General features: G+C 36.2%; 12 protein-coding genes. All 12 read left to right on the top strand.

Going from position 1 to position 14,005, the window contains the following annotated elements:
* Window positions 1-3 precede the first annotated feature (3 nt).
* The 12 genes from HCH28_RS19310 (at window position 4) to HCH28_RS19250 (ending at window position 14,005) form a co-directional block, all read left to right on the top strand.
* Entirely contained in the window at window positions 4-756 is a 753-nt protein-coding gene (locus HCH28_RS19310) for a lantibiotic immunity ABC transporter MutG family permease subunit (RefSeq protein ID WP_221682719.1), read from the top strand.
* Window positions 757-782: 26 nt separating this feature from the next.
* Window positions 783-1,445: a response regulator transcription factor gene (locus HCH28_RS19305; RefSeq protein ID WP_221682718.1), complete on the top strand. Its 663-nt coding sequence runs from the start codon at window positions 783-785 to the stop codon at window positions 1,443-1,445.
* The gene (locus tag HCH28_RS19300) at window positions 1,433-2,815 is read left to right on the top strand and encodes a sensor histidine kinase (RefSeq protein ID WP_221682717.1); all 1,383 of its coding nucleotides are present in this window, start codon (window positions 1,433-1,435) and stop codon (window positions 2,813-2,815) included. The genes HCH28_RS19305 and HCH28_RS19300 overlap by 13 nt, the downstream gene beginning before the upstream one ends.
* 188 nt (window positions 2,816-3,003) lie before the next feature.
* The gene (locus HCH28_RS19295) at window positions 3,004-3,609 is read left to right on the top strand and encodes a TetR/AcrR family transcriptional regulator (protein WP_004224884.1); all 606 of its coding nucleotides are present in this window, start codon (window positions 3,004-3,006) and stop codon (window positions 3,607-3,609) included.
* 1,065 nt (window positions 3,610-4,674) lie between these two features.
* A complete protein-coding gene (locus HCH28_RS19290) occupies window positions 4,675-8,493 on the top strand; it encodes an InlB B-repeat-containing protein (RefSeq protein WP_255601693.1) in 3,819 nt (1,272 codons plus the stop codon).
* Window positions 8,494-8,653: 160 nt separating this feature from the next.
* Window positions 8,654-11,587 carry a cadherin-like beta sandwich domain-containing protein gene (locus tag HCH28_RS19270; RefSeq protein WP_221682716.1) on the top strand — a complete coding sequence of 978 codons (2,934 nt, stop codon included), beginning with the start codon at window positions 8,654-8,656 and terminating at the stop codon, window positions 11,585-11,587.
* A 75-nt stretch (window positions 11,588-11,662) separates the two neighbouring features.
* Window positions 11,663-11,806, top strand: a complete 144-nt coding sequence (locus HCH28_RS19265) for a hypothetical protein (RefSeq protein ID WP_221682770.1) — start codon at window positions 11,663-11,665, stop codon at window positions 11,804-11,806.
* A complete protein-coding gene (locus tag HCH28_RS25495; protein ID WP_312128628.1) occupies window positions 11,760-12,065 on the top strand; it encodes an InlB B-repeat-containing protein in 306 nt (101 codons plus the stop codon). Before HCH28_RS19265 ends, HCH28_RS25495 begins: the two co-directional genes overlap by 47 nt.
* Window positions 11,974-12,210, top strand: a complete 237-nt coding sequence (locus HCH28_RS25160) for an S-layer homology domain-containing protein (protein WP_255601692.1) — start codon at window positions 11,974-11,976, stop codon at window positions 12,208-12,210. Before HCH28_RS25495 ends, HCH28_RS25160 begins: the two co-directional genes overlap by 92 nt.
* The gene (locus tag HCH28_RS25490; protein ID WP_341275689.1) at window positions 12,211-12,384 is read left to right on the top strand and encodes an S-layer homology domain-containing protein; all 174 of its coding nucleotides are present in this window, start codon (window positions 12,211-12,213) and stop codon (window positions 12,382-12,384) included. It begins immediately after the preceding gene.
* 43 nt (window positions 12,385-12,427) lie between these two features.
* Complete coding sequence (locus HCH28_RS25150; RefSeq protein WP_312128627.1) at window positions 12,428-12,559, top strand: S-layer homology domain-containing protein; 132 nt, start codon at window positions 12,428-12,430, stop codon at window positions 12,557-12,559.
* 507 nt (window positions 12,560-13,066) lie between these two features.
* Entirely contained in the window at window positions 13,067-14,005 is a 939-nt protein-coding gene (locus tag HCH28_RS19250) for an ABC transporter ATP-binding protein (protein WP_221682715.1), read from the top strand.

Genomic DNA, 14,005 nt, shown 5'->3' with positions numbered 1-14,005 from the left:
CAAATGGACATGTTACGATTATTGAGAGCGGAAAGTCTTAAAACAAGACGAACTCCATTACTACTTACACATCTACTTGTCCCCATTGCTATTTCTGGATTGTTTTTAGCTTACTATTCCTATTCACCATGGGATTTTCACGGAAAAGTAACTGCCTATTTTCAAGGCCTAGCGTGTGGACTACCTATGATTATAGGATTAGTATGTGCAATGGCATCCGATCAGGAGGCGAAGGCAGGTCACTATCAAAGCATGCTAGTCTCAACAAAAATAAAAATAAAGGCATACTTGAGTAAGCTTATATTATTATTGATGTATAGCTTTGGAGCCATCTTTATGTCTGTAGCTATTTTTAGTATGGGCTTTAGAGAATTATTACATGAAGTAGATTTTGACTATTTATTTTATAGTGTTGCTGCCTGTATTTTATTCAGCAGTCATATTATTTTTTATATTTTACATTTATTTGTAAGCTTCCAATTTGGAAAAGGTGCTTCAATTGGTTTAGGCATTGTGGAAGCCCTGCTGGTCGCTTTGTTGCTTACTGGTTTAGGTGATGCTATTTGGCCCTTTTTACCGTATGGATGGAGCGGTCACTTTGTTTCTTTATGGATTTTAACTTCGGCGGGCACAAATTTAACATTGCTCGAAGGAAGTATCCAAACTAGTATAATATGGTGCTTAGGTGGAAGCATACTAGCTTTTGCATTATCTTGCCTATGGTTTTGGAGATGGGAAGGTAGAGCAGCTGAATAGTAGGAATGGATGGTTGAGGATAAATTATGGCAAATATATTAGTAGTTGATGATGAAATTGATATTTTAATGCTGGTTAAAAATGCACTACATAAAGATAATCATTTAGTAAATATTGTGTTTAATTCGACAGAGGTAGAGAAGATGGATCTAGGCTTTTTTGATCTAATCTTACTTGATGTGATGATGCCTGCTATTGATGGCTATACGCTATGTAGGCAAATTCGCCATGCTGTAGATTGTCCGATTCTTTTTCTTACCGCTAAAACCTTAGAGGAAGATATTATGTTTGGTCTTGGCTTAGGTGCAGATGACTATTTAATCAAACCTTTTAGTATTGGCGAACTACGGGCAAGGGTAAATGCTCATATTCGACGTGAAAATAGAGAGAAACGGAATGTTCTTTATCATGGTAAAGTTCATTTTAATCTTTCTGGTAAAGAACTATTTGTTCAAAATGAGAGGATTCCGTTAACCAAAAGTGAGTATGAAATATGTGAATTTTTAGCACGTCATCGCGGGCAAGTTTTTTCTAAAGATCAAATATACGAAACGATTTTTGGGTTTGATGGCAAAAGTGACAGTACAGCGATAACAGAGCATATTAAAAATATTCGTTCAAAGCTGCATGCATTTGATATAGAAGTCATTGATACGGTTTGGGGGATTGGCTATAAGTGGAAACCGTAAAACCGAGGAAAGGAACACGTCTGCATACATTTTTTCTGAGATATTTATTTTTTCTTTGCATTGGCATCATTCTTTTAGTGGCACTATTAATAGGTCTATTTATGTTTGCCTTTTCAGCTAGTATTATTTTACCAGCAAATTATGCAGAGACACAAATCACGTTAGCAAAAGATCGAATTGCTACAAGCAGCTCAGTAACGGATGAGATGATCCCTGATCTTGTAGAATATGCAGTGGTTTCAAATCAGGGAGAGTTTATTTCAGGCAATTTAACAAAAGAAGAGGCTTCCTATGCATGGCAGTTAAAACAAAAGGGAGAGAAGCAAGGAAGTTCTCAATTTTATGCATTTATTGAGCGCGAACAAGAAATATGTATTTTACGCTATAGTTTAGTACCTGAGTATCGCTCTGCCATCATAAGAAATTATTTACCTAATCCGCAATTAACGGTTTTATTAGTTTTTATTATTGGAGTTGTTGTACAAGCAGCGGTACTTGCTGTTCATTTTGGCAGAAGACTAAAACAAAAAATGATGGGCTTACAAGAAGCTATTGAAAAAATACAACATCAAAATTTGGCATTTCATTTACAACCGTCTGGAATCCAAGAAATTGATGATATTGCTCTTTCCTTCGAACAAATGAAGGAAGCATTAAATACTTCTTTGACACAGCAATGGCGGGCAGAAAGATTGCGCAGAGAACAAATATCAGCACTGGCACATGACCTGAAAACACCATTGACGATTATTCGGGGAAATGCCGAACTTTTATTGGACACCGCCCAAGATGAAATGCAAAAAGAATTTAACCATTATATATTAAAAAATACGGTTGAAATTGAAAAATTCACAAAGCAATTAATGGATCTTTCGAATGTGGAGCAAGGTATTGTCACCTCAAAATCAAATGTCGCCATGCATTCTTTTATTCAACAGGTTGAACAACAAATGAAAGCTCTTGCTTTAGAAAAAAATCTTGAAGTTACTGTAGAAATGGTCAGGCTACCTACTTCCATTATGATAGAGGAAGAGCTTTTTTATCGGGCTCTATTAAATGTGATTGTCAATGCGGTTGAGCACACACCAAATAACGGGAAAGTCACTTTATCTATTGAAGGAAAGGTGAATGTTATTCATTTTACTGTGAAAGATAGTGGTACAGGTTTTTCAGCAAAAGATTTAAAAGAGGCTACCAAACAATTTTATCGTGGAGACCCAAGTAGAAATACAACAGATCATCATGGTATGGGTCTTTATATTGCAGAGTCAGTTATTAAAAAGCATGATGGGGTAATAACACTCGCTAATGATTCGATAACGGGTGGAGGAAAAGTGACAGTCACTATTCCTGTTATGAGGATGGAGTAACAGTTTATTTTTTCCAATTTACTGCGGTTAGAAATCAAAGTCATTGCTCTAATGAAGTCCTTCATGTTACCCTAGTAATAAATTTAGTCCTTTTTATTGGAAGTAAGGTTTTACAACTAACTATCCTTATAAAGGGCTTTTTTTATAGAAAAAAGTTTTAAGGGTACTTAAATGGAGGAGTTTTTTTTATGGCAGAAAGAGGTAGACCAAAAGGCGCAAGTGGAGAAGAAAGTCGCGCATTATTACTTGAAATTGCAGCGAAAGAGTTTGCGCAGCATGGATATCATGAAACGAAGGTGAGTACTATAGTAAAAAGTGCATCATTAAGTCAGCCTACTTTTTACCTGTATTTTAAAAATAAAGAGTCCATTTTTGAAGAATTAGAGAATCTTTTTCGTTTACGAATGATGGATTTAGCCAAAAAAAGCCGCTTACAGCCTGCATTAGAGCAAGCAACAGTAAAATCACGTATTATCCATAATGTTAAGGAATTATTAGCGTTTTTTGCTAAAAACCCAAATTTAACAAGAATTGGATTATATTTATCGACAAAGGCTGATGAAATAAAGGCACAAATAGTCAAGCAAATTAAAGAGAATCTGGATTATGAAGTAGATGCTGGCTATTTTCGGAAAGATTTAGATACACATATAGTTGCAGAGAGCTTAATAGGTATTATTGAGCGATTAACATTTGTTCAATTACTGCCAAAGCAAAAAAAGCCAGAAGAGATAGCCACTGATATTGTGAATTTATTAATAGATGGTATGCTGGATAGGGGAAGTCATGACTAATAATCAACCACTTCATAATTTTAAAAAAAGAAAATACTGATTTTTTCTTTTTTTAAAGTTGAATATTACTTTTGAGTAATATAATATTAGAAATAGGTAGTGATTACCATTAGTATTTCAAATGGTTCACTCAATTAAAGAAGAAAAGAGGAGGTGAATGTAATGATGTATCCACCAATGCCATATGTAGGAGATAAAGGTGGCCGTATTACTGTTAAGTAATTATTACTTAAGGGTCTGGCTTATTTAGTCAGACCTTAATCTTTTAAAATTTTAAAAGGAAAGACTGCTTAATATGCTTGAACAGAGTATAAGTTAGAAAATGTAACTTTCTACTACAGAAAAGAAGGTATAGAGCAATTGATTGGTCAATTAGCAACTGCAGATGGATTAGTGAAATTTCAGGGGACAAGTAGATTCAGAAATACAAAGGTATCATTCATCTATGCGGGGTGTTTTTGGAAAGATTTAGTTACACATATGGGTTTCAGAGTGTTTTAGTGAATTGATTGAATGATTAGCATTCATTCAATTGTTGCCAAAGTAAAAAAGCCAAGAGATAGATAATTTAACTTTAGTAATAGAAGAGATATTTACTAGAGAAAATAGAGGAAATATAACTATATAAAAGAAAATGATTTTTCTTTTTTTAAGTTGAATATTACTTTTGAGTAATATAAATTGCTTATTGTTATTTTATATCAAGATGTAGAAAGAAGGATCTATGAGTACCAAAATAACATCTCTGTTAACGTTCATCCAGATTTTTAGGATTAAATCAAACCTTCTAAGCTACTGTAAAAATCGATGGGGCTTTAAATAGACTTAGTGAATGAGTGACACCATTAAGAAGGGAGATTGTACAGGGGATTGATGTTTAATGTGTAAAATTAAACCAAAATAGTCGCAATTTGCTTTTATAGCAATTTGAAATTTTTAAATAATATAATTATCGTATATGTTTGTTATTCGCATATGCATTAGAACATGATTGATGTAAGAGAGTGTTCCTATTCTTTTTCAATCAAATGGTAGAAGTAAAATGTATAGAAAGAGGAGAATGCTATGAGAAAATGGCAGCAGGCAGTATCGGTATTTGTCATCTATTTGTTAATGGCACAGATTGTAGTTGGTAGTTTCCCAGTGTATGCTGAAACGAATGATCATGAACAGCCCATACTAACTGTCACACTCACAACAGATGGAGAGCCTTATATAGATGGTGACATTGCTTCAAGTCCTGTTACTATTCAAGCGACAACAACTACAGTCGATAGTGCTAGTCTACAGGTAGAGACTTCTAACGACAAAGGAAATACATGGACAGTATTCAATACTTTAACGCCACTTGTTTTAACAGATGCAGGGGACTATCATATTTGGTTTAGAATCATTGGGCAATCCTCCATTAGTAAGCATGTAATTCGCATCGCAGAACAAAAGTCATCGTTATTGTCAGCAGGTAACTCTATTATTTATGTGGACGCAACTGCTACTGTTGGGAATAATGATGGTACAAGTTGGGACAATGCATTTCAAGATTTACAATCCGCTTTACATAGCGCACAAAGTGGACAGCAAATTTGGATTGCCCAAGGAACATACACACCAACTAGAAAAATGGATGTAAATGATTCACGCAGTGTAGCATTCCGAATGAGAAATGGTGTGGAAATTTATGGCGGTTTTAAAGGTGATGAAGAAACATTAGCGCAGCGAGATTTTAACACATACAAAACTATACTAAGTGGAGCACTTCCTAGTGGAGAAAATGCCTATCATGTATTTTATCATCGATATGACCCTGATGTAAGTGTATTAAATGAAACAGCCATTCTCGATGGTGTCACCATTACGGGAGGTCTTGCTAATAAGGGGACGCATATGTATGGTGGTGGGATGTACAATAGCGATGGCAATAACCCACTCTTAAGAAATGTCCTATTTACCGGGAATAAGGCACAGGGAGATGGTGGAGGCTATGGAGGGGCTATGTATAATACTAGAGGGAGTAACCCGATTTTAACAAATGTTCTATTTAGCGGAAATGAAGCGTACCTAGGTGGCGCTATCTACAATGCTAGTAGTAGTCCAAGATTAAGTGGTGTCAAATTTGATGGAAATAAAGCGACTGGCTATGGAGGCGCTATCTATAATGGTGGTAGCAGTAGTCCGACTTTAACAAATATAACATTTACTAGCAATGAAGCAGTATACGGAGGTGGTATATATAACGGTAACGTGAGTAATCCTATCTTAACGGAAGTTGAATTTAATAGAAATAAGGCAACTCAACATGGTGGTGGGATGTACAATTATGCCAGTAATCCAACTTTAACAAACGTAACCTTTAATGAAAATGAAGCTACTTTTTATGGAGGTGCTCTATACAATGATGCTAGCAGTCCCAACTTAATGGAGGTAACATTTAGTGGGAATAAGGCGGAGTATGGAGGAGGGATGTTTAATACTGGTAGCAATAGTAGTCCACTATTGAAAAATGTGCTATTCAATAAAAATCAGGCAAGTCAGTTAGGTGGAGGGATGTTTAATACGAACTATAGTATCCCAAGCTTAACCGATGTGACGTTTGATCAAAACAATGCAATCAATGGGGGCGGCATGCACAATACCAATAGTAGCCCGATGATGACAACTGTTACATTTCGTGAAAATAAGGCAGGTTATGGTGGAGGGGCTATGTCTAATGATGGTGTCAGTAATCCAATTTTAACGAATATGATATTCATTGGAAATGAAGCGTATATTGGGGGCGGTATGTTCAATGATGGCAGTAGCAGCCCCAACTTAAGAAATACGTTATTTACTGACAACAAGGCAGATTTTGATGGTGCTACTATAAGTACTGACTCTCCAACTAGTAATATCATCTTAACGAATGTGACCATCAGTGGCGATGTTCCGAAATATGGAGTGGGTGCTATTTCTGGAGGTGGCTCAGCTAGTAAAATTCAAAATAGTATTATTATCGGAAATAACAAGAAAATTGCCTTTTATAATTATAAAGGTAAAGTTGAAAATAGTTTGCTCGATGTGGAAGTAGGAAAGAACATAAGAGGGAAACTATTTGATACGACTGGGACGGCTGTTGATACGCCCACTTATCTGCCAACAGATGTGTTTATGGATTCAAGCAAGAAAGATTATCGCTTAAAAGCAGATTCTCCAGCATTAGATCAAGGGAATGCTAGTTATCCTGAACTAGCAGATATAACGACAGACCTTGCTGGGAAAAAACGTGTGCAAGGATCGGCGATTGATTTAGGGGCGTATGAAGTGCCAAATAATTATTATAACATTATCTACGATGCAAATGGAGCAACGGGAGGCAGTGTGCCACAAGATGATGGGAAATATGAAGAAAATGCCCTTGTGACAGTGAAGGTTAATAGCGATAATCTTGTGAAAACAGGCTATACCTTTAAAGGCTGGAATACACAGGCAGATGGTAAAGGCACAGCATATGCAGTGGATGATACCTTCCCAATGGGTACAGAAAATATTATATTGTATGCGGAGTGGGTAGCTAACCAAACATATACAGTCAAATATGATGCAAATGGCGCAACAAGTGGTATAGTGCCACAGAATAGTCCATTATATGAGGAAAATGAAAAAGTAATGGTACAAGGAAATAGTGGAAATCTAGTAAGAACTGGCTACACATTCAAAGGCTGGAATACACAAGCAGATGGTAAGGGAATATCCTATGCCGAAAATGCAACCTTTCAAATGGGAAAAGCCGATGTCATCTTGTATGCCCAGTGGACAGCGAACCCAACTTATACAGTCATATATAATGCAAATGGTGCAACAAGTGGGACAGTGCCAAAGGATAGTACATTATATGAAGAAAATGAAACAGTAATGGTACAAGGAAATAGTGGCAATCTAGTAAGAACAGGCTATACTTTTGCGGGCTGGAATACAGTACAGGATGGTAAGGGAATAGCCTATATAGCAAATACGCCTTTAATAATAGGTGAGGCAGATATAATTTTGTATGCTCAATGGATAGCGAATTCTTCAACACCTGATGGAGGTAGTGCCAATGGTCCTTCAATGCCGGATGGAGGTAGTGCTTCTCATCCATCAACGTCTATTCAAATATCCTTCGAGACAAATGGTGGCCTATCTTTAGAGGACATGGAGATTACCTATAATACAAGAGTCAGCGATTTACCTGTACCAACAAAGGAAGGTTTTCGTTTTGACGGTTGGTATATAGATAAAGCGCTAACGATACAATGGGCTGAAGATACGCTTATGAGGGAGAATTTAACGCTCTATGCAAAATGGATAAAATTGACAGTTAAAGAACAGAAAGAACCACAGCAAAAGCCTTCCGTGATGACTTTCCAAGATATCGAAAACCATTGGGCACAGGATATGATTGAGGCATTAGCAACGCAGGGCATTATTAAAGGATATGAAGATGGTACTTTCCGACCGAATGAATCAATTAGCCGCCAGCATGTTGCCTCATTATTCACACGTGCTTTTGAATTCGAGGTGATCCGCCCAACAGCAGCCTTTTCGGATGTAGCACCAAATCATATGTACTATGATGCGATTATGACCTTACAGCAGGCAGGCATTATTGATGGAGCGGATGGAGCATTTCGTCCAACAGACAATATCACACGGGCACAATTAGCTAAAATTTTAGCAAATACACTACAGCTGAAATCAGAAGGTAAGAGTTCTTTTAAGGATGTAGATAGCAATCATTGGAGTGTTGGCTATATTGCGGCATTAGAGCGAGCAGAGATTACATTAGGGGTTAATGGCAAGTTCCACCCTGAAGCTTCTGTGACAAGAGCACAATTGGCGGTCTTTTTATACCGTGCAATGCAGCAATAAAAATGATTTTTTAGGCGTGAGGCTATCTAACAACTTCACGCCATTATACTATGATAGAGTAATATTTTTGTTAAATATTACTTTTCGATAATATAAAGTAGTGAATAGATAGTGAGGATATTTCTGATGAATCACTAAATAAAGAAGAAGGAGGGATTAGATGCAACAACCATTAAAAAAGGGGAAGCTATTGTTAGTCACTAGTGTTGTTATTATTTTATGTAGTTTAGGATTTTTACCAAATGCAGCAAAGGCAGCAGAAATTACAGTTAATGGAGAGGTTATATCCTATATCCAGTACCTAGAAGGAGATTCTGCAGGGATTCTTCATATATATAGTGGAGATTATTTAACAAAAAATTTTACCGATAGAGATAGTTTACCGACAGATGCGAAATGGATAACATTTTTTCCAATTACTTTGCCATTAGATAATGGTATAGAATACATGTTTAGTCGTGATGGAAAATCTGTAGAAAAGCAGTATGTTCACAATTGGACTGATATTCCTTCTGATGTTAAGTGGATAACAGTAAGTAATTTTGATGGTGATATTGGGAATGGTAAAAACCCAATAACGAATCAAAAATACCGCTATAGTGTAGATGGTGTAAATGTTGTGGAAAGTGCTACCGTTCCTGCTAATGCTTTATGGGCTAATTTAAGCTACTATGAAACCATTTCTAATGGAACACATAAACGTTTAAGGTATGAAAAAGTGAATTACACATTAAAATTAAATCCAACTCCGCCAGTGATCAATTTAACAAAATCCCCTACAGGATGGACAAATGGTGATGTTACAGTTACTGCAAATATTAGTAGTGAAAGTGATTTGAAGATTCAAAAGTGGGATTATGGCATTCAAAATGAATCATATTTTAATACAGCTGGAAACTCATTAGTAGGTTCTTCTGTTAGTGTAGATCAAAATCGAACGATTACTTGGTATGCAAGGGATATTTTATTAAATTCAACTGTTCAAACGATTACTATTGATAATATCGATAAAGATGCACCAATCATTACAAGTGGCAATATGACCATAATTACCAATCAGAAATTAGAAGTTCCAATTACCATTACTGATAGTAAAAGTGGAGTGAAAACGAAGAAATGGGCATTTGGAAATCAGAATGAATCTTATTTTTTGACTGGAGGAAATACGTTCACTGAGAATAAAATTGTTGTGGATAATTTTGGGACATATACATTGTTTGCGGAAGATCATGCAGGAAATAAGTCAATCTCCACCGTGCATTTATATTCAGCGGATTTAGAGGGTTTACATTTAAATGAAGGAACGCTTTCCCCACAATTTTCTAAAGAAATACTTTCTTATGATGTCAATGTAATGAACACGGTTTCAACCATTACAGTCATACCAAATGCTATAGATTCAACTGCAACAGTTAAGGTTAATGGGAATCTAGTCAGTAGTGGTGCAACATCAGCTACAATTCCCCTTAATGTTGGAAGTAATACAATATTAATAGAAGTAACAGCTTTAAATAGCACAAAAAAGACATACCAAGTGAAAGTAACGAGGGCGCTATCAAGTAATGCTAATCTAATTAGTCTTACTTTAAGCTCAGGAATACTATCTCCTGAAATTAGCTCAGGAGATAGCAATTATACAGCAAGCGTAGAGAATGCCATTACTAGTTTAACAATAACACCAACAACAGCAGATGCTACAGCTAAAATAAAGGTGAACGGGCATGCCGTTAACAGTGGTACAGCATCAAATTCGATACCACTGAATGTAGGAGTGAATACAGTAACAATAGAAGTAACAGCAGAAGATGATACAACGCAGAGGACCTATACAATAACGATAACGAGATTCCCATCGAGTAATGCTAACCTGAGTGATCTCACTCTAAGCACGGGGTCATACCTTCCTGTATTTAATGGGGGAGATTTCACCTATACAGCAAGCGTAGAGAATGCTATTACTAGTTTAACAGTAACACCAACAGCAGCAGATGCTACAGCTAAAATAAAGGTGAACGGGCATGCCGTGAGCAGTGGCACAGCATCAAATCCGATTCCGCTGAATGTAGGACAGAATACGGTAACAATAGAAGTAACAGCAGAAGATAAAACAACGCAGACCTATACAGTAACGGTAACGAGATTCCCATCGAGTAACGCAAATTTAAAAAGTCTAACGTTGAATTATGGAATTTTGAAGCCATCATTTGATTCTCAAAGAGAAAAATATTCAGTTAATGTTGATGTAAATGTGAATAGTATAGATTTAACACCAATACTCGATGACAATGATGCAACGCTGATGATTAATGGATTACCAAGCAGCAGTGGAAAGAAAATGACAGTGTCACTAAACTTCGGGGCAAATACTATTATACTAGAAATAACAGCACCAGACGGGGTTACGAAAAAGAAATACAAAGTTGAAATATATCGTGAGCAGCTACCAGCACCCGTAGATTCACTACAAATTCCAGGAAACTCAGCGCCTGTAGAGCCAGCAGCACCAGCACCAGCAACAATAGAGCTTCCTCAGCTGGTACCTACTGATCCTAAGCAACCGCAAGAGCCCATTACAGATATTATCTTTTCAGACGTGCCCGTGCATCATTGGGCTTACACAATGATTGGTGATTTTGCTAAACGTGGATATATTACAGGGTATGCGGATGGTACTTTTAAACCAAATGATCCGATTTCTCGTCAGCATGTTGCGTTAATATTTTCCCGTATTTTTAAACTAAATCCAATACAGGAAGCACAAACATTTAAGGATATTCCACTAAATCATCGGTATTATGAAACCATCAAGTTGGTGCAACAAGCTGGTCTGTATCAAGGTATTAACGGATACTTTAAGCCAAATGAAAATATGACACGTGCTCAAATAGCGAAAGTATTAGCTATAGCATTAAACTTATCACCAACGAGCACACATACATTTAAAGATATTCCATCAACACATTGGGCACATGACTATATTATCGCTCTGGCGGCAAATGATATTGCGTTAGGGGATAGCGGTTACTTTAAACCAGAATCTTCAGTAACACGTGCCCAATTTGTAGCATTTTTATACAGAGCCTTACAACAATAATCAAATCTCCATCATGGTTCATATTTGTATAATTTTGTTAATCAACATGTGTGATTCTGGGATAAAGGGGATGTTATGAGAAGAACATGGCAACAAGTGGTTTCGTTATTTGTCATCTTGTTGTTACTTATACAACCTGTGTTTGGTAATGTGACCGTATTTGCAAATATAAGTGAGACACTTCATTTTACAATTACAACAGAATCCATCATCAGGTGACAATACCACATCCCCAAACGATAATAACTACTCTTCATTATCAACTGTAAAAATCATTTTTCATACAAATGGTGGTACAATACTTCCGCCACTAGAGATTGCTTATAATACAAGAATAAGTGATTTACCTTTACCTACCAAAGATGGATTCGCTTTGGAGGCTGGTAATGAGGATGCAGCATGTAAAATTAAGTGGGATGAAGATACAGTTATTCGAGTTTGCCAGTGTACGACCGCAAGCACTGATAAGGTTCGATGATATGGATAACCATTGGGCAAAAGAGATAGTTGAGGAACTAGCGACACTAGAGATTATCCAAGGTTATGAAGATGGCACTTTCCGTCCGAATGAACCAATTAGTCGAATGCATGTAGCAGTATTATTTGCACGCGCTTCGAGTTGAATCAATTGCTCAGCAAAAGTCTTTTCTGATATAGCACCAAATCATATCTACCATGAAGAGATCAACACGCTACAGCAAGGGGGAATTATTGATGGGATGGGTGACACATTCCGACCATTAGAAGCTATTACACGTGCACAAGTAGCAAAAATTTTAGCAAAAACATTACACTAACTTCTAAGGGTACAAGTCCATTTAGTGATGTTTCTAGTAATCATTGGAGCCGGGTTATATTGCAGCACTAGAACAGGCTGGGATTGCATTGGGGAGTAATAGTGAATTTTATCCCGAAACGCCAGTAACACGTGCCGAGCAAGCGACCTTATTATACAGGGCACTCCAATTTTAACTATCTTTTGTGTAATCTAACAGCTTCACATCGTTATGAACACAGTAAAGTCGAATATTACTTTAAGTAATATAGATTAGCGGTGAATAGATATTTTTATAATAACATTTGAAAGCTCATTAATTTAAAGAAGAAAAGTAATGGATATTACGTATAGCAACAAAGGGTAAAAATATTTTCTTTTTGTAAATAGTCCAATAGATAGAAGAAATTATAAGTTAAATTAGTCTATTATTAGAAGTAAGAAAAAACTGATTTTTCTATTTTTCTAGTTGTATATTACTTTAAAGTAATATAGAATCAAAAATAAGTAGTGATTATCATTAGCTTATCTGATGGTTGTTCACTCAATAGAGAAAAGAAAGTGAGGTGAAAAATAATGATGTTTCCTCCAATGAGTTTCCCAAAAGGCGATACAAAGCCATTCGGTAAATAATTATTACCTCAAGGTCTGACTTTTTAGTCAGACCTCATCTTTTGAAATTTAAACTGGGAAGGCTGTTTACCATGCTTGAACCAATATATGAATTAGAAAATGTAACTTTCTACTATAAAAAAGGTAAATTTAAAGCAAATAATGGCATTTCATTGACTATATATAAAGGTGAAATAATTGGGTTATTAGGCCCGAATGGTGCAGGAAAAACGACATTGATAAAGCAAATGATAGGACAGCTAGCACCAACAGAGGGATCCGTGAAATTTCATCAACAAGAAGTATCTAAGAATCCGAAGTATGTATTGAAACAGACTGCTTATTATTCACAGGAGACTTTTGCTTTATCATTTTTAAAAACATGGGAAGCCATTTATTTTACGGGTAGATTAAAGGGACTTTCCAAAAAAGAGTCGAAGCAACAGACAGATAATATTTTGCTGAGGTTAGACATGGAAGCTTATCGAGATAAGCTATTGTCAAAGCTTTCAGGTGGTCAAAGAAGACTCATTAGTTTAGGAGCAACTTTGATTGGTCAGGCATCCGTTATGATATTGGATGAGCCTACAAATGAGCTGGATCCATTAAAACGGAAATTAGTATGGGACATCATTCGTGAGCTTAACCAAAAGGGTACAACGATTATTTTAGTCACTCACAATATTCTGGAAGCTGAAAAAGTTGTTCATCGTGTAGCTGTTATAGATAACGGAAAGCTTTTAGCCATTGACCATGTCGAAAAGCTGAAGAGAAAAGTAGACCAAAGAATGCGTTTAGAAATTTATGCACAGGAGGCCTCTATTCACAATATCAAAGACAGACTGAAAGATTTTGGACAAGCAGAATTAGTAGAGGATACAAAACTCACGATGTTAATCGAGAAAAATATGGTTCGTACTATTGTTGAAATAATACAGGATGAGACATTGAACATTAACCAATACTCTCTGTTTCCACCAAGTCTAGAAGATGTCTATTCACTACTTCAAGAACAGCAAAGGAGTGAATAG

Source organism: Lysinibacillus sp. K60, assembly GCF_019731275.1.
Lineage (GTDB): Bacteria > Bacillota > Bacilli > Bacillales_A > Planococcaceae > Lysinibacillus > Lysinibacillus capsici.
The sequence above is the reverse complement of the archived record's forward strand: the minus strand, read 5'-3'. Positions and strand labels throughout refer to the sequence as shown.

Bases quoted from the DNA above. Each gene is read 5' to 3' on its own strand.
- HCH28_RS19265 (WP_221682770.1), top strand. From the start codon at position 11,663: ATGAGAAGAACATGGCAACAAGTGGTTTCGTTATTTGTCATCTTGTTG.
- HCH28_RS19250 (WP_221682715.1), top strand. From the start codon at position 13,067: ATGCTTGAACCAATATATGAATTAGAAAATGTAACTTTCTACTATAAA.
- HCH28_RS19305 (WP_221682718.1), top strand. From the start codon at position 783: ATGGCAAATATATTAGTAGTTGATGATGAAATTGATATTTTAATGCTG.
- HCH28_RS25160 (WP_255601692.1), top strand. From the start codon at position 11,974: ATGAGGATGCAGCATGTAAAATTAAGTGGGATGAAGATACAGTTATTC.
- HCH28_RS19295 (WP_004224884.1), top strand. From the start codon at position 3,004: ATGGCAGAAAGAGGTAGACCAAAAGGCGCAAGTGGAGAAGAAAGTCGC.
- HCH28_RS19270 (WP_221682716.1), top strand. From the start codon at position 8,654: ATGCAACAACCATTAAAAAAGGGGAAGCTATTGTTAGTCACTAGTGTT.
- HCH28_RS19310 (WP_221682719.1), top strand. From the start codon at position 4: ATGGACATGTTACGATTATTGAGAGCGGAAAGTCTTAAAACAAGACGA.
- HCH28_RS19290 (WP_255601693.1), top strand. From the start codon at position 4,675: ATGAGAAAATGGCAGCAGGCAGTATCGGTATTTGTCATCTATTTGTTA.